Genomic DNA, 15,879 nt, shown 5'->3' with positions numbered 1-15,879 from the left:
TTCTCAAGCGTGGTGAGGTATGCCCACGGAGGCCACGGAGGCCACGGAGGCCACGGAGGCCACGGAGGCCTATGCCCGTGGGCACGTCGGAACATGTTACTGAGAAAGGCTATATTACCTCAAATTTAAACTAATTAATTTCCTGAAGTTTGACTAATTTTGCTATCTCGTTTCAACATATATTGATAAAATATCCCAAACAAAATCACCGCCACCATCCCCACCACTAAAGAACCTTCACCCTCATGCCAATATTTAAACCAATCGAGGCGATTAGATGCAACTAACAAGGCCATTGTCGCCACTCTAAAAGCATTAATAATAAAACCACAAGCCATAGCTACACCTATTACCAAAGCTTTATTTTGTTTAGTAGGAAACATCAACAAACACACTACAGATAAACCTAATAAGTAATTCATTGCCTCGATACCCGAACATCCCCCATCTACAAACACCCTTCCTGTCGGTAAAGCAATATAATTACCCTGACGTGTTACATTAAAACCCACATACCACAAAGAATAATAAGCAAACCTAGCAGTAATCGAAGTAACAATACCCACTAAAGGTAACGTAATTACACTGGGGATGCCATGAAAAAATAGTATTACCAATTCACGCCAATATTGTTTTAAATTATGAAAACCTACCGCAATTAAGCTCAAACCTAAACCCGACAAAAAAGGTGCCAATCTTAAAAAAGGATCGAACTTACTGGAAACCATAGCACTTTTAAATAAAATAAAAGCTATTAATATTGTCCCAGCGACAGTCGATAATACGTCACTTTTTCCCTCACTCTGTTTGAGAATATCCTGCTTTTCCCAAAGTAGGGAACCCACAGCGAGCCAAAAAACTATACTCATCCAAAAATGAGCAATATCCCCCAGTTTCCACAGGAGTGTCATATTCAGGGTTACTAAACCTGTAGCGATAATGATTAGCCCAAAAAGTTTTCTTTTGAACATTTTGATATTAGTTATTAGTTGATTGATGAGATCAATACTTCGGCCCGTTTTTGATTACCAACGCTAGAACAAGGGTTTCAGGGCAATTCGGCAATCGAGCTACCAACGAAAAATCCAGGGTTTCAGACTACGAAGTAAAAATAGTCCGAACTATTGTTAGATGATATCATAAAAATAGTACCGGATGTGGACAACTCAGTGGCTCGAAACCTTCCTAGGGAAACGACTCTTCGGCTACGCGAGCGTGCATCGCACGGGGGATTTTAATCCCCGTCAATCTTTGATCGGATGTTAGTAGACACTGTGGAACTTGATGGATGGGTGAGACTCAGATGCAACGCATAGCTCAGCATTAGGACACCTAGTTAAAAGACGACTACTCGAAATGATTGGTTTGGTGCCTAGCAGCCGCTTACTCAGCCCCTGCAAGTAAAGACTAACAAGTGAGTGAAGCAACAAAATTAAAAACAAGTAGCCTCAATCATGCTTGCATTTCTTGAGAGGAGACGCAATTGGCACCGCGCATCCTGTGACACTGAGATTCGAGTAAATACGGCCGCTCGAGTTACAGTTCGAGCAACAATCGACGGTGATTATCTCCTTTTAAAGAATCGAGCGTGTCTTTAGACCTGAGAGTGTCAAGTCCTTGAAATAAAGCCATCAGTCCTGGACGCACGCGGCGCCTTCACCCAGGTTTCTGCGTCAATATCTCAAGGGAGCATCCACGATTTTTCGGATAAACCGGGTTTTTTTTGCCTTAGTCCTAACCATAGGAAACCTGGTTTTTCAATCGAACCAGCAAATAAATTTCTAGGGTGCGGAGCCTCATTACTTGGCGAGTCCGCCTCTTACCCCGTTAATTGGGACACTCCGCATGATGAGTGAGGTAAGTTCCCGCCAAAAATTGTGCGTCACCCTGACGGGACGACGCACCCTACTGACTACCCCCCGTGCACGGGGGAAAACAGGAGTCAGGATTACGAGCGTTGTAGATTAAAGGTTTTAGCAATCTGAGAGTCCTAACTGCCCTCTTCTACAGCTTTAAATAAGAGAATAAGAAACCAGGTTTCAGGCTGAAACCTGGTTTTTAGACCTCTCATAAAATAATCAGTAGGGCAGTAGGGCCGGGAGCCAAAACCATTTCAAATGATAGCCTATGGAGCTTTTTGATCCCTCTGGCGTTGCTTTTTGAACATAGTACCAAACCCAACAGCAGCTCCAGCAGCAAGCATTGTTAAAGGTTCAGGAGTATCTTGAGTGTTGCTGCTGATGTAAGAATCGCTTTGACCATTTGGTAAGGCTTGAACGTGCAAACCTAATTTTAAGGCACCGCTATTCAAAGCGGACATTACTAGATCGTAATCACCAGTAAACTTCAATCCCAAACTTTCGCCACCTTGGATACCAAAGGCATTACCATCACCAGTTTTACGTGAGAAGGCATAGTTTGTGGTGAAGCTATTACCACCTTGAGGGAGCTGATCGTTACTAGCACCACCAATAAACTCTACCAGACCAACGTTACCAATGTTAACCAAGGGAGAAGACAGATAGGTATCATCATCAAAAAAAGAGTTCTTATCATCAAAAAAAACTTTACTGATAAACATACTAGGAGCGGCGGCATCTCCAGAGTTTTTGATGTTAAAAAGAACCGATTGACCCTGGTCAACTACGTCAAATGTAAAGCTATTTACATAGGAATCTCCCGGCGTATCCCCACCAGCGATATTACCAAAGCTGAAGGCCCAGGCAGGTGCTGCCGATACTGCACTAACAGCAGCGACACCTGCAAGAGCTAAGAGCGATTTGACTAAAGTTAATGGGGATTTCATCCTAGGCACCTTGATTTTTAGGTTGAGTGGAATTGGGTTCTTTTCCTTCACCTGTTCAAGATAAACCGAAACAAAACTTAACGCAATCAGGTTTGATGAAGATTTGATGAAGATACTGCCCTCTTCTACTGCTTTAAATAACAGAATAAAAAACCTGGTTTCACGCTGAAACCAGGTTTTTATATCTCTCCTAAAATAATCAGTAGGGCAGTAGGGCCGGGAGCCAAAACCAGTTCAAATCATAGCCTATCGAGCTTTTTGAGCTCGATCGCGTTGCTTTTTAAACATAGTACCAAAGCCAACAGCAGCTCCCGCAGCAAGCATTGTTAAAGGTTCAGGAGTATCTTGAGTGTTGGTGCTGATGTAAGAATCGCTTGCACCACCTGGTAAGGCTTGAACGTGCAAACCTAATCTTAAGGTACCGCTATTCAAAGCGTAAATTACGTTATTATAATTACCAGTAAATTTCAATCCCAAAGTTTCGCCAGCCTGGATACCCTTTGCATTACCATTACCAGGGTTACGTGAGAAGGCATAGTTTGTGGTGAAGCTATTACCACCTTGAGGGAGCTGATCGTTACCAGTACCACCACTAAATTCTACCGTACCAACGTTACCAATGTTAGCCACGGGAGCAGACAGATAGCCATTATCATCAAAAAAAACTTTGCTGATAAACATACTAAGAGCGGCGGGATTTCCAGAGTTTTTGATTTTAAAAATAACTGATGAACCCTGGTTGATTACGTCAAATGTAAAGCTATTTTTATAGGCATCTCCCGGCGGATCCCCACCAACGATATTACCAAAGCCGAAGGCGGAGGCAGGTGCTGCCGATACTGCACTAACAGCAGCGACACCGGCAAGAGCTAAGAGGGATTTGACTAAAGTTAATGGGGATTTCATCCTAGGGACCTTGATTTTTAGGTAGAGTGGAATCTGGTTTTTTTCCTTCACATCTTCAATATAAACCGAAACACTGGTTAACGCAATGAGGTTTGATGAAGATTTGATGAAGATACTGCCCTCTTCTACTGCTTTAAATAAAGAATAAAAAACCTGGTTTCACGCTGAAACCAGGTCTTTATATTTCTCATAAAATAATCATTAGGGCATCAAGCCGGGAGCCAAAACCAGTTCAAATGATAGCCTATGGAGCTTTTTGATCCCTCTGGCGTTGCTTTTTGAACACAGTACCAAACCCAACAGCAGCTCCAGCAGCAAGCATTGTTAAAGGTTCAGGAGTATCTTGAGTGTTGCTGCTGATGTAAGAATCGCTTTGACCATTTGGTAAGCCTTGAACGTGCAAACCTATTCTTAAGGCACCGGTAGTCAAAGCGGCAATTATGTTAATATCATCACCGCGAAAGCTCACTGGAAAACTTTCGGCACCTTGGATACCCCCTAGATTACCACCACCAGGGTTACGTGAGAAGGCATAGTCTGTGGTGAAGTCATTACCACCTTGAGGCAGCCGATCGTTACTAGCACCACCACTAAAGCTTACCTCACCAACGTTAGTACCGTAAAGCGAGGGAGCAGACAGATAGCCATTATCATCAAAAAAAACTTTACTGATAAACATATTAGGAGCTGCGGCATTTCCAGAGTTGAAGATGTCAAAACGAACTGCTGAGCCCTGCTTAGTTACGGTATATGTAAAGCTATTTACATAGGCATCTCCCGGCGTATCCCCACCAGCGATATTACCAAAGCTGAAGGCGGACGCGGGTGCTGCAGATACTGCACTAACAGCAGCGACACCGGCAACAGCTAAGAGCGATTTGACTAAAGTTAATGGGGATTTCATCCTAGACACTTTGATTTTTAGGTTGAGTGGAATCTGGTTCTTTTCTTTCACATCTTCAAGATAAACCGAAACAAAACTTAACGCAATGAGGTTTGATAAAGATTTGATGAAGATACTGTCCTCTTCTACTGCTGCTTTAAATAACAGAATAAAAAACCTGGTTTCACGCTGAAACCAGGTTTTTATATCTCTCATAAAATAATCATTAGGGCATCCAGCGGGGAGAGAAAACCAGTTCAAATGCTTGCTGCTGGAGCTTTTTGAGCCTGAGCGCGTTGCTTTTGGAACACAGTACCAAACCCAACAGCAGCTCCCGCAGCAAGCATTGTTAAAGGTTCAGGAATATCTTGAGTGTTGCCACTGCTGCTGCTGATGTAAGAATCGCTTTGACCATTTGGTAAGGCTTGAACGTGCAAACCTAATTTTAAGGTACGGTCCTTCAAAGCGGAAATTACGAGTTTACAATCACCAGTAAACCTCAATCCCAAAATTTCGCCACCTTGGATACCCAATACATTACCACCACCAGTGTTACGTCAGAAGTCAAGGTTTGTGGTGGAGCCATTATCATCTTGAGGGAGCCGATCGTTACTAGCACCAACACTAAAGGCTACCTGACCGACGTTACCAATATTAACCAAGGGAGCAGACAGATAGCCTTTATTATCAAAAAAAAGTTCACGTATAAACATACTAGGATCTGCGGCATCTCCCGAGTTGGAGGCGTTAAAAAAAACTGATGAAGCCTGGTTAACTACGTCCAATGTAAAGCTATTTTCATAGGAATCTCCATGCGTATCGCCACCAGCGATATTAGCAAAGTAGAAGGCGGAGGCAGGTGCTGCGGATACTGCACTAAGAGCAGCGACACCGGCAGCAGTTAAGAGCGATTTGACTAAAGTTAATTGGGATTTCATCGTAGGCACCTTGATTTTTAAGTAGAGTGGAATCTGGTTTTTTCCCTTCACATCTCTAAGATAAACCGAAACAAAAGTTAACGCAATGATGTTTCATGAAGATTTGATGAAGATACTGCCCTCTTCTACTGCTTTAAATAACAGAATAAAAAACCTGGTTTCAGGCTGAAACCAGGTTGTTAGACCTCTCATAAAATAATCAGTAGGGCAGTAGGGCCGGGAGCGAAAACCAGTTCAAATGATAGCGTATGGAGCTTTTTGAGCCCTCTCGGGTTGCTTTTTGAACATAGTACCAAACCCAAAAGCAGCTCCCGCAGCAAGCATTGTTAAAGGTTCAGGAGTTTCTTGAGTGTTGCCACTGCTGCTGATGTAAGAATCGCTTTGACCATTTGGTAAGGCTTGAACGTGCAAACCTACTCTTAAGGCACCGCTATTCTAAGCGGAAATTACGTTATTATAATTACCAGTAAACCTCAATCCCCCCCAAAATTTCGCCAGCTTGGATACCAAATACATTGTCAGCACCAGTCTGAGGTGAGAAGGCATAGTCTGTGGTGAAGCCATTACCACCTTGAGGCAGTCGATCGTTACTAGCACCACCACTAAAGCTTACCTGACTACCGTTAGTACCGTAAAGCGAGGGCTCAGACAGATAGCCAAAATCATCATCAAAAAAAACTTTACTGATAAACATACTAGGTGCTGCGGCATTTCCCAAGTTGAAGATGTGAAAAAAAACTGATGAACCCCCGTTAAGTACGTCAAATGTAAAGCTATTTACATAGGCATCTCCAACCGTATCGCCACCAGCGATATTACTAAAGCTGAAGGCCCAGGCAGGTGCGGCCGATACTGCACTAACAGCAGCGACACCGACAACAGCTAAGAGCGATTCGACTAAAGTTAATGGGGATTTCATCCTAGGCACTTTGATTTTTAGGTAGGGTGGAATCGGGTTCTTTTCCTTCACATTTTCAAGATCAACCGAAATAAAAGTTAACGCAATTAGGTTTGATGAAGATTTGATGAAGATACTGCCCTCTTCTACTGCTTTAAATAACAGAATAAAAAACCTGGTTTCAGGCTGAAACCAGGTTTTTAGACTTCTCATAAAATAATCAGTAGGGCATCAAGCCGGGAGCGAAAACCCGTTCAAATGATAGCCTATTCAGCTTTTTGAGCCTGATCGCGTTGCTTTTTGAACATAGTACCAAACCCAACAGCAGCTCCCGCAGCAAGCATTGTTAAAGGTTCAGGAGTTTCTTCAGTGTTGCTGGTGACGTAAGAATCGCTTGCACCACCTGGTAAGCCTTGAACGTGTATACCTATGTTTAAGGCACCGCTATTCACAGCGTTAACTAGGGTAGCATAATCACCCGCAAAGCTCACTCCGAATTTTTCGCCAGGCTGGATAGCATTTCCATTACCAGGAACATCACGTGAGAAGTAATAGTCTGTGGTGAAGTTATTACCACCTTGAGGGAGCTGAGCGTTACTAGCACCACCACTAAAGGCTACCGTACCAAAGTTACCAATGTTAGGCCAGGGATCAGACAGATTGTTATTCTTATCATCAAAATAAACTTGACGTATAAAACTACTAGTAGTGGCGGGATTTATCAAGTGATAGAAGTTAAACAAAACTCTGCCACCCTGGTCAACTAGCTCTAAGTTATAGTTACTTGCATAGGCATCTCCAACCGTATCCCCACCAGTGATATTACTAAAGTTGAAGGCGGAGGCCGGTGCTGCGGATACTGCACTAAGAGCAGCGACACCGGCAACAGCTAAAAGCGATTTGACTAAATTTAATGGGGATTTCATTGTAAGCGCCTTGATTTTTAGGTTGAGTGGAATCGGGTTTTTTTCCTTCACATCTTCAAGATAAACCGAAACACAAGTTAAAGCAAGTAGGTTTGATGAAGATTTGATGAAGATGGGAAAGACGCTCATGCGACTTAGCCAAAATGCCTGATTGATGGTTTCTAATTAAGTATTTTCTCGGGCGTATATAGAAAAATAGGGCTGCTGTCACCCGGGTCTCAGTCCTAAATTATGCTTTTTTCAAATAAAAACTTCTAACCCTTAGTCCGTAAGGCTTCACACTGCATAATTACTTATAAAACTCTATTTTTTAAGTTATAAATTCTGCCTGTGAAAGGTTTTTTATCCGTTAATTTACGGTAGAAAAGTCTCATTTAGAGCTTTATTGCTTGATAAAAATAAGTAAAAACCGAGGGTGACAGTTGAGGGTGCCGAATGTGGGCTATAACTCTGGACAAAATCTTGGATCGTATGCGGTGCGTCGATTCTCGGTTTCCAATTCAGGAAAAAGCGCTATTTAGAGAGACTAAGCTGTTGTGCATTTAAATTGTATATTTCGAGTCCCGATCAAAAATCGTCAAATCCTCTCCCCCTCTCCCCTTCACCCCCTCTCCCTCTCTAATACCATAGGCAATCTAGATGCAACACAGCTTAAAACTAGCCATCCATACCAAATCAGTTGTAGCGGTGTACGCCAAACCGTAATGTTTGAGGAAAAAACGACGACGAAAGTCAAACCAAGAGGTAGGGATAGGTTTCGGTGGCCTTTACGATCTGTTACGCCGGAATTGGAGTTTAGAGGTTCACGGTGCGATCGCACGGCTGGGCTTGGCGATAGCCAAAAGCAGGTAAGAGGGCTACGTTGAGTGCCAATTCCTGGATGTCGGTGTTTACCCTTGACATAGCGGGATAATAGCTCAAAAAAAACTGCCTGCGATCGTTAAGGGGACACAGCATCAGGGCAGAAAATTGAGAATTCACCAAAAAGTCTCAAATCTGCCTGCTATGAAGTTTGAACAATGACAGAAATGGAGTCAACAAGCTTATTGATGCCTGGGTCAAGCCGCATCTGCTACCAAAGAACGGGCTTCGGCCCTGATGAGGATCCGCCACGTCTCATGTTTACCAGATGAGGCCCGCCGATCCCTTATTTCGGGGTGAGTGGTCAAGGGTCTATGAGGCGCTGCAAGATTGTAGACCAGACGCTGGAAAAATTGATGCAACTATACATCCAACAGATGTCACAAGTGGAACGCCCAGTATTGGCTTTCTTACGATACAGCGCGGTTGAGGCCTCGTGCACCTACCCTCAAAGAGCGTACCTATGAACATCAACCTACCGCCTCGCCTCACGGCATACCTGTAGGTATCGCTCAAGGATATAGTACGATCGCACCGATACCGCGCGGGCGATCGTCCGTTGTGCACTTCCGTTAACACACGAACGTCTTACGAGTTGGGAAAACCCGATCCGTCTAGGCGCTCAACAATGAGCAGGGAGTGTGTCAGTATCTCCAGCATCGACAAGAGGGCCTTATTTGATAGTTAGTATGGGTGTGCCACTCTGGTAGAAGCTCTCCAAAGCTATTGAAGCTGATAAAAGTCAGGTGTGATTAGTTTGGGTTGGTATCCAAATGTCACCTCTCCATGAAATTTGGCAACTAGATCTACGTCGTTTGGCTAGAGAGGATTGGTACCGCGAGTGCGAAACAAACCTGGCATTGGACAATTCCCAAGCTGAGCGCTCAGCCAACAGTGTCAAGGATGGAGTGATTTGAGGCCATTGCTGACCTGGCAATTATGGTTAGCTAAAGATTTAGTGAGGGAAATTCGTCTACCCAGGCATTAGCCCCTCCCTGAATTGACTCCTATCAGGGTTGCACAGTCAATGCTGCCAATTTTAATTAAGATTGGGAGTCCGGCGGTTGCTCCCAAACTAGAAAGGAAATTCAGCCGGATGGCAAACAGGAAAACCTCGCACTCAAAGATGTCGCTATCCTGTGGTTAAAAAGGGTAAAAGTCAGTTTAAAAAATTGCCAAAATTCATCAGTTAACCTCTCTAGTTCTCTCGCTGATCAACCATTCTTTCCACGAGCGCGTTAGCTGAGTCAAGTTGTGATCCGTCTAAACTCCAGCCTGAACTTTGACTGACTAAATGAACGACTCAAGTTTCTGGGACATAGTTTTCGGAACGCCTCTACCATAAAACCTGCGCGGATCGTTACCTAAAAATGTCGGAACTAATAATTCTATTTCCAGGTCTGCTTCCGCCACAAATTTGTTAATTAATATTATTTTGGGAAAAAGCTCGCTTCCAAGATTCAGCTTGGCATTGTTGGATGGCAGCAGGAGGAACCGCCGTACTCAGCAACAATTGTCCAAGCCGTTGATTGAAGTTTCGTCGAGACGATCGACTCATGTGACATCTAAATTATCAGTGATATTAAAACATGATGATAGGCAACAGCGAAACTAAAACATCTCGCGCTAAACTGCTAAATAACTGACAAGCTTACCCAGCACGAGTTAAAGTATATTTGATTATGGTCAACCGTCTTGCTCAATCCCAAAGCCTTTACCTGCGGAAACACGCCGAAAATCCGATCGACTGGTGGCCGTGGTGCGATGAAGCGTTAGAAGCGGCCCGGAGCGAAAATAAACCGATTTTCCTGTCAATTGGCTACTCTAGCTGCCACTGGTGTACGGTGATGGAAGGAGAAGCATTTTCCGATGGCGCGATCGCCCAATACATGAATTCGCACTTTATACCCGTAAAAGTCGATCGCGAAGAACGCCCAGATATCGACAGCATTTATATGCAAACCTTGCAAATGATGACCGGTCAAGGCGGTTGGCCGCTCAACGTTTTTCTCACTCCAGACGAGCGAGTTCCCTTCTACGGAGGCACTTATTTCCCCGTAGAACCCCGCTACGGACGGCAGGGATTTTTAGAAGTTTTGCAAGCAATTCGCCGCTTTTACGACACAGAAAAAGGCAAAATAGAAAGCTTCAAAGCAGAGATTTTAGGCAACCTCCAACAGACGGCAGCGCTCTCAGGAGCAACCGCCGAATTAAATCGCGAAATATTTCAAAAAGGCTTAGAACTCAACACCGGAATTGTGGCCGGCCAAAACCCCGGGCCCAGTTTTCCGATGATACCTTATGCTGAGCTCGCACTGCGGGGAACTAGATTTAATTTTGAATCAAAATACGACAGCAAACAAGTCTGCACTCAGCGCGGATTAGACTTAGCATTGGGCGGCATTTACGATCGCGTAGCAGGCGGATTTCACCGCTACACGGTTGATGCGACTTGGACTGTGCCGCACTTTGAAAAAATGCTCTACGACAACGGTCAAATTGTTGAGTATTTAGCAAATTTGTGGAGCGCGGGAATACAAGAACCGGCTTTTGAAACTGCGATTGCGGGGACAGTAGAATGGTTGAAGCGAGAAATGACCGCGCCCACAGGCTATTTTTATGCTGCACAAGATGCTGACAGCTTTACCCCCCCAACCCCCCCTTACCAAGGGGGGGCAGAAAATTCAACCCCCTCTTACCAAGGGGGGGCAGAAAATTCAACCCCCGCTTCCGAAGGGGGGGCAACGGGGTGGTCAGAACCGGAAGAGGGAGCATTTTATGTCTGGACTTACGCCGAACTGGAACCACTATTAACTGCTGAGGAATTGGCGGAAATAAAAGTACAGTTTACTGTTAGCCGTAGCGGGAATTTTGAAGGCAAGAATGTATTGCAGCGCCGCCATCCGGGAAAACTGAGCGACACGGTAGAAAGGGCTTTGGCTAAACTCTTTCAAGTTCGCTACGGTGGCAATCCCGATACTGTAAAAACCTTTCCGCCAGCCCGCAACAATCAAGAAGCTAAAAACGGCAGTTGGCCGGGTAGAATTCCGGCAGTTACTGACACGAAAATGATTGCTGCTTGGAATAGCTTAATGATTTCGGGTTTAGCCCGCGCTGCGGCTGTTTTTGGGAATTGGGAATATCTGGAATTAGCGGTGAAAGCTGCTAATTTTATTTTAGACAATCAGTGGACGGATGGGCGGTTTCAACGGTTGAATTATGACGGACAATCTGCTGTGACTGCGCAGTCGGAAGATTATGCTTTGTTTGTGAAAGCTTTGTTGGATTTGCATCAAGCGAGTTTGACTTTAGGAAAGGGGGAAGAGGCAAAACAGTTGCCGAATTCTCAGTTTTGGTTGGAGAAAGCTGTGCAGGTGCAAGAAGAGTTTGATGAGTTTTTGTGGAGCGTAGAATTGGGAGGATATTACAATACTGCTAAGGATGCTAGCGGAGATTTGTTGGTGCGGGAACGCAGCTATATAGATAATGCAACTCCGGCGGCTAATGGAATTGCGATCGCCTCTTTGGTTCGCCTCGCACTGCTGGGCCCGCATCTAGAATATCTCGATCGCGCCCAAGAAGGTTTGCAAGCTTTCAGCAGTATTGTACAAGATTCTCCGCAAGCTTGTCCGAGTCTACTTGGTGCTCTGGATTGGTATCAGCATTCTACGCTGATTCGCACGTCACCCGACCAAATTTCGCGGTTGATTTCGCAGTATTATCCGACTGCTGTTTTTCAGATTGAGGCTGATTTGCCTGAGGGGGTTATCGGGTTAGTTTGCGAGTGTTTGACTTGCAAAGAACCGGCGAAAAGTCAAGAGCGGTTATTGGCAGAAATTGTGCAAAGTCAAACGCGGGTTTAGCACTAATACTGTCTATATTATTGAACCGCGAAGACGCGAAGGACGCGAAGGAAGAAGGAGGAAGCAGAAGGAAGAAGTAGATTATCTTCTACTGGGAAGGGTTCGCATCTTCAGTCCGCCACTCCATCTTCCAAAATCTCGACCAAATCTTCCATTGTCACGTCGAAGGCGCGGGCTATTTTGTAGACAGCAGAAATATCGGCCGTGTTCAAAGCATCGCGCTGAACGTAGCTTCTAACAGTGTTGTAATTCACTCCCGATCGATCGGCAACTTGCTTTAGAGTCCAACCCTTTTGCTCAGCTAGTTCTCGAATCCGCAGTCTAACGTAGCCCATTAGTGCGATCGCCCCTACTATTCCAAAAACTCGACCAAATCTTCAATCATTACGTCAAAAGCAAGGGCGATCTTCTGAACGGCGCTAAGGTCAACCGTACTCAAACCGTCATCCCGTCTAGCATAGCCCTTAACCGTGTTGTAATTAACCCCAGAGCGATCTGCCACATCTTGCAGCGTCCAGCCCTTTTCTTCTGCCAACTCTCGAATCTTTAGTCTAACTCGCCCCATTTTGCCCTTGACAACAGGTTGGTATCAACCTTATATATAAGAATAACTTAAAACGATCGCCCTCTTAGCGTCGAAAACTTAAGGGCGATCGCTTTTTTACCGAACCCCGCAAACGCGGGGAACTATTTTCCTATGATACCAACATCAAAGCCCAAATTAAACCCTCATCCCTGGTGTATCGTGCGGCAATTGCCGAATATGCAGCGATTGGTAGTTGCTCGGTTCCACCGCCGGGGCGATGCTGAGGGATATATGCAGATTTTACGGCGGTTGTTGCCGGCGGCCAAACACGCGATCGTTTTCGATACGACTGGGGCCGAGAAATTGCCAGAAGTTCGATCGGCTCAATGAGAGCAAGTGTTGTAATTGATGGGAGCGAGATCCTTTTTTCTTTTAACTGGAAAACCGATTAATAGAAAAGGGAGCTCGTCCCTTCCTGACAAAAAGTAAGTAGGTCGCTCTAATTAAACGTCAAACGTTCTTCTGTTAGATACCCCACTTCTTAAAGAAGTCGGGTATCTGAGTATTCTATTTTTTTAGGTGGGCTTAATTAGCTTTAAATGCTTAAGAATCTCCATGCAGCTAACAACTAGCCCTTAGCAACTAACAACATAAGCTTTTTTTATATTGACGGCGCACAATTTATTAACTATAATTACAAGGCCAAAAATAACAAAAATCTTACGGCTAACAGTTTTTCTCAAATAACCGTTAAACTATTCTAACGTTGGCGCGTACCCAACGTGGCAGACACAACCTATATCTGTTAAGGATTCGTCCTGATTCACAGGAGCAAGATTTTAAAATATGCATCTCAGCGAACTGACTCACCCAAACCAATTACACGGCCTCTCGATTCATCAACTCGAACAAATTGCCCGACAAATTCGAGAAAAGCATTTAGAAACTGTAGCCGCTAGCGGCGGTCACCTCGGCCCCGGATTGGGTGTAGTCGAACTGACCTTAGCACTCTACCAAACACTCGACCTCGATCGCGACAAAGTTACCTGGGATGTCGGCCACCAAGCTTATCCTCACAAATTGATAACCGGCCGCTACAACCAATTCCACACCCTGCGCCAAAAAGACGGCGTTGCAGGCTATCTCAAGCGCTGCGAGAGCAAATTTGACCATTTTGGCGCCGGTCACGCTTCCACGAGCATCTCAGCAGCTTTAGGGATGGCGATGGCGCGCGACCTCAAAGGCGAAAATTTCAAAGTGGCGGCGATCATTGGCGACGGCGCATTGACTGGTGGCATGGCACTCGAAGCGATCAACCACGCGGGCCATATGCCGAAAACTAATGTATTAGTTGTACTCAACGACAACGAGATGTCAATCTCGCCCAACGTCGGCGCCATTACCCGCTATTTGAACAAAATGCGACTCTCGCCGCCGGTGCAGTTTCTCAAAGATAACTTAGAGGAACAATTCAAGCACATTCCCTTTGTCGGCGAAACTTTTACCCCAGAAATGGAACGCCTCAAAGAAGGCATGAAACGCTTGGCCGTGCCGAAAGTTGGAGCCGTAATTGAAGAATTGGGCTTTACTTACATGGGCCCGGTAGACGGACACAATTTGGAAGAATTAATTACCACTTTCAAACAAGCTCATACCATTCAAGGACCGGTGTTGGTTCACGTGGTGACGGTGAAGGGCAAAGGATATGCGATCGCCGAAAAAGACCAAGTAGGATATCACGCCCAAAATCCCTTTAACTTAGCCACCGGCAAAGGCATTCCCTCCACCAAACCCAAGCCTCCCGCTTACTCGAAAGTCTTTGCCCACGCCCTGGTAAAGCTAGCAGAAAATAATCCGAAAGTGGTCGGCATTACCGCTGCTATGGCAACCGGAACAGGTTTGGATAAACTTCAGGAAAAACTGCCGAAACAGTACATTGATGTAGGAATTGCCGAACAGCACGCCGTGACTTTATCCGCTGGTTTAGCCTGCGAAGGAATGCGCCCGGTTGTGGCAATTTACTCGACATTTGTGCAGCGGGGATACGACCAAATAATTCACGATGTTTGCATCCAAAACTTGCCAGTTTTCTTCTGTTTGGATCGAGCCGGAATTGTCGGTGCTGACGGCCCAACTCACCAAGGAATGTACGACATTGCCTTCTTGCGGTGCCTGCCAAATATGACAATTATGGCGCCAAAAGATGAGGCAGAATTGCAGCGGATGGTAGTCACAGGAATCAACCACACCAGCGGCCCGATTACCATGCGTTACCCGCGGGGCAACGGTTACGGCGTGCCTCTGATGGAAGAAGGTTGGGAAGAGTTGCCGATCGGCAAAGCCGAAATTCTCCGCAACGGCGACGATTTGCTGATATTGGGTTACGGTTCAATGGTTTATCCGGCGATGCAAACCGCCGAGATTCTGAGCGAGCACGGCATTGAAGCAACAGTCATCAATGCGCGTTTTGTCAAGCCTTTGGACACCGAATTAATCCTGCCTTTAGCACAGCGGATCGGCAAAGTTGTCACTTTAGAAGAAGGCTGTTTGATGGGCGGATTCGGTTCAGCAGTAGCCGAAGCTTTGCTCGACAACAATGTAGTTGTTCCCGTAATGAGGCTGGGCGTACCAGATAAATTGGTAGACCATGCAAGCCCCGAACAATCCTTTGCAACATTGGGTTTAACTCCGTCGCAAATGTGCGATCGCATTTTGGCAACATTCAGCCGCAAACAGTCGCCCGTCAGCGTGTAAATATCTAGAATCCGGAGCTAATATCGCCTCCGGTCCATGTAAGGTTTGTAGTGAGGACTAAAGTCCTCACTACAAACTGTTTTAAGTGCGGGCGAAGCGAAGCGCGTTGCTGAGGGAATTGACCGGACACTATCTAATATCATGTCCGGTCGAGCGACCGCTTTGTAGGGGCGGGTTCACCAACAATACCTGCCCACAATCTCCCATCTCAAAAACCCGCCCCGACCGGGATATTATGGTTAATCGATCGGACACTATCTAATACCATTTCTTTAAAATCCTGCCGAGCGTATTTAGTGCCGATAGAATGTAATCCCATCCGGTTATCGATGCGATTGTCTCCCTTGATAAAATTTCAATAAAAGCGCGGACTTTTTCTTTAATTTAATCTAAATTTTCATAAATCTCCCAGCTCAATTCTCGTTTTATATGTTGCCATACTCTCTCGATAGAATTCAATTCAGAACTGTATAGTGGTAGAAAAATTAGTAAAACGTTGTCGGAAATTTTGAGATTGT

At 45.1% G+C, this 15,879-nt stretch carries 17 protein-coding genes; 3 read left to right on the top strand and 14 right to left on the bottom strand.

The features are described from left to right. Positions 1-134: 134 nt before the first annotated feature. The 11 genes from crtA to QUB61_RS03390 all read right to left on the bottom strand — a co-directional run bounded on the left by crtA (position 135) and on the right by QUB61_RS03390 (position 9,776). A complete protein-coding gene (crtA, locus tag QUB61_RS03440) occupies positions 135-971 on the bottom strand; it encodes a cyanoexosortase A (RefSeq protein ID WP_333123643.1) in 837 nt (278 codons plus the stop codon). A 1,154-nt stretch (positions 972-2,125) separates the two neighbouring features. Then, entirely contained in the window at positions 2,126-2,806 is a 681-nt protein-coding gene (locus tag QUB61_RS03435) for a PEP-CTERM sorting domain-containing protein (protein WP_333123640.1), read from the bottom strand. Positions 2,807-3,052: 246 nt separating this feature from the next. Beyond that, positions 3,053-3,712, bottom strand: coding sequence for a PEP-CTERM sorting domain-containing protein (locus tag QUB61_RS03430; RefSeq protein WP_333123637.1), 660 nt, complete (start codon positions 3,710-3,712; stop codon positions 3,053-3,055). A 244-nt stretch (positions 3,713-3,956) separates the two neighbouring features. Then, entirely contained in the window at positions 3,957-4,811 is an 855-nt protein-coding gene (locus QUB61_RS03425) for a PEP-CTERM sorting domain-containing protein (RefSeq protein ID WP_333123634.1), read from the bottom strand. Between the two features lie 41 nt (positions 4,812-4,852). Then, positions 4,853-5,128 (bottom strand): PEP-CTERM sorting domain-containing protein, encoded by a 276-nt coding sequence (locus QUB61_RS03420; protein ID WP_333123630.1) that lies wholly within the window; start codon positions 5,126-5,128, stop codon positions 4,853-4,855. Positions 5,129-5,152: 24 nt separating this feature from the next. Further along, complete coding sequence (locus QUB61_RS03415; protein WP_333123627.1) at positions 5,153-5,584, bottom strand: hypothetical protein; 432 nt, start codon at positions 5,582-5,584, stop codon at positions 5,153-5,155. A gap of 183 nt (positions 5,585-5,767) precedes the next feature. Beyond that, positions 5,768-5,944, bottom strand: coding sequence for a PEP-CTERM sorting domain-containing protein (locus tag QUB61_RS03410; RefSeq protein WP_333123624.1), 177 nt, complete (start codon positions 5,942-5,944; stop codon positions 5,768-5,770). Positions 5,945-5,993: 49 nt separating this feature from the next. Continuing rightward, positions 5,994-6,452, bottom strand: a complete 459-nt coding sequence (locus QUB61_RS03405; RefSeq protein ID WP_333123621.1) for a hypothetical protein — start codon at positions 6,450-6,452, stop codon at positions 5,994-5,996. Between the two features lie 245 nt (positions 6,453-6,697). Next, positions 6,698-7,486 (bottom strand): PEP-CTERM sorting domain-containing protein, encoded by a 789-nt coding sequence (locus QUB61_RS03400; protein WP_333123619.1) that lies wholly within the window; start codon positions 7,484-7,486, stop codon positions 6,698-6,700. A 666-nt stretch (positions 7,487-8,152) separates the two neighbouring features. Next, complete coding sequence (locus tag QUB61_RS03395; RefSeq protein ID WP_333189815.1) at positions 8,153-8,338, bottom strand: hypothetical protein; 186 nt, start codon at positions 8,336-8,338, stop codon at positions 8,153-8,155. Between the two features lie 1,300 nt (positions 8,339-9,638). Then, complete coding sequence (locus QUB61_RS03390) at positions 9,639-9,776, bottom strand: hypothetical protein (RefSeq protein WP_333189813.1); 138 nt, start codon at positions 9,774-9,776, stop codon at positions 9,639-9,641. Between the two features lie 124 nt (positions 9,777-9,900). Here QUB61_RS03390 and QUB61_RS03385 point away from each other — a divergent pair, with 124 nt between their 5' ends. After that, entirely contained in the window at positions 9,901-12,081 is a 2,181-nt protein-coding gene (locus QUB61_RS03385; RefSeq protein WP_333123614.1) for a thioredoxin domain-containing protein, read from the top strand. Positions 12,082-12,191: 110 nt separating this feature from the next. Here the strand turns inward: QUB61_RS03385 and QUB61_RS03380 are convergent, their stop codons facing one another. Both QUB61_RS03380 and QUB61_RS03375 read right to left on the bottom strand, forming a co-directional pair. Further along, positions 12,192-12,416, bottom strand: coding sequence for a helix-turn-helix transcriptional regulator (locus QUB61_RS03380; RefSeq protein ID WP_333123611.1), 225 nt, complete (start codon positions 12,414-12,416; stop codon positions 12,192-12,194). A 17-nt stretch (positions 12,417-12,433) separates the two neighbouring features. Beyond that, positions 12,434-12,616 (bottom strand): helix-turn-helix domain-containing protein, encoded by a 183-nt coding sequence (locus QUB61_RS03375; RefSeq protein WP_445300610.1) that lies wholly within the window; start codon positions 12,614-12,616, stop codon positions 12,434-12,436. A gap of 162 nt (positions 12,617-12,778) precedes the next feature. Here QUB61_RS03375 and QUB61_RS03370 point away from each other — a divergent pair, with 162 nt between their 5' ends. After that, positions 12,779-12,997 carry a hypothetical protein gene (locus QUB61_RS03370; RefSeq protein WP_333123607.1) on the top strand — a complete coding sequence of 73 codons (219 nt, stop codon included), beginning with the start codon at positions 12,779-12,781 and terminating at the stop codon, positions 12,995-12,997. A 456-nt stretch (positions 12,998-13,453) separates the two neighbouring features. After that, positions 13,454-15,361, top strand: coding sequence for a 1-deoxy-D-xylulose-5-phosphate synthase (gene dxs, locus QUB61_RS03365; protein WP_333123604.1), 1,908 nt, complete (start codon positions 13,454-13,456; stop codon positions 15,359-15,361). Between the two features lie 384 nt (positions 15,362-15,745). Here dxs and QUB61_RS39750 read toward each other — a convergent pair whose 3' ends face one another. Then, a complete protein-coding gene (locus tag QUB61_RS39750; protein ID WP_445300171.1) occupies positions 15,746-15,868 on the bottom strand; it encodes a transposase in 123 nt (40 codons plus the stop codon). Positions 15,869-15,879: the final 11 nt, after the last annotated feature.

The organism is Microcoleus sp. C2D2 (assembly GCF_036702495.1).
Taxonomy (GTDB): Bacteria; Cyanobacteriota; Cyanobacteriia; order Cyanobacteriales; family Microcoleaceae; genus Microcoleus.
The sequence above is the reverse complement of the archived record's forward strand: the minus strand, read 5'-3'. Positions and strand labels throughout refer to the sequence as shown.

Excerpts from the sequence above, each read along its gene's own strand:
- QUB61_RS03400 (WP_333123619.1), bottom strand. The coding sequence starts at position 7,486 with ATGAGCGTCTTTCCCATCTTCATCAAATCTTCATCAAACCTACTTGCT.
- QUB61_RS03385 (WP_333123614.1), top strand. The coding sequence starts at position 9,901 with ATGGTCAACCGTCTTGCTCAATCCCAAAGCCTTTACCTGCGGAAACAC.
- QUB61_RS03390 (WP_333189813.1), bottom strand. The coding sequence starts at position 9,776 with ATGAGTCGATCGTCTCGACGAAACTTCAATCAACGGCTTGGACAATTG.
- QUB61_RS03430 (WP_333123637.1), bottom strand. The coding sequence starts at position 3,712 with ATGAAATCCCCATTAACTTTAGTCAAATCCCTCTTAGCTCTTGCCGGT.
- QUB61_RS03405 (WP_333123621.1), bottom strand. The coding sequence starts at position 6,452 with ATGAAATCCCCATTAACTTTAGTCGAATCGCTCTTAGCTGTTGTCGGT.
- QUB61_RS03380 (WP_333123611.1), bottom strand. The coding sequence starts at position 12,416 with ATGGGCTACGTTAGACTGCGGATTCGAGAACTAGCTGAGCAAAAGGGT.
- QUB61_RS03370 (WP_333123607.1), top strand. The coding sequence starts at position 12,779 with ATGATACCAACATCAAAGCCCAAATTAAACCCTCATCCCTGGTGTATC.
- QUB61_RS03435 (WP_333123640.1), bottom strand. The coding sequence starts at position 2,806 with ATGAAATCCCCATTAACTTTAGTCAAATCGCTCTTAGCTCTTGCAGGT.
- dxs (WP_333123604.1), top strand. The coding sequence starts at position 13,454 with ATGCATCTCAGCGAACTGACTCACCCAAACCAATTACACGGCCTCTCG.
- QUB61_RS03425 (WP_333123634.1), bottom strand. The coding sequence starts at position 4,811 with ATGAGAGATATAAAAACCTGGTTTCAGCGTGAAACCAGGTTTTTTATT.
- crtA (WP_333123643.1), bottom strand. The coding sequence starts at position 971 with ATGTTCAAAAGAAAACTTTTTGGGCTAATCATTATCGCTACAGGTTTA.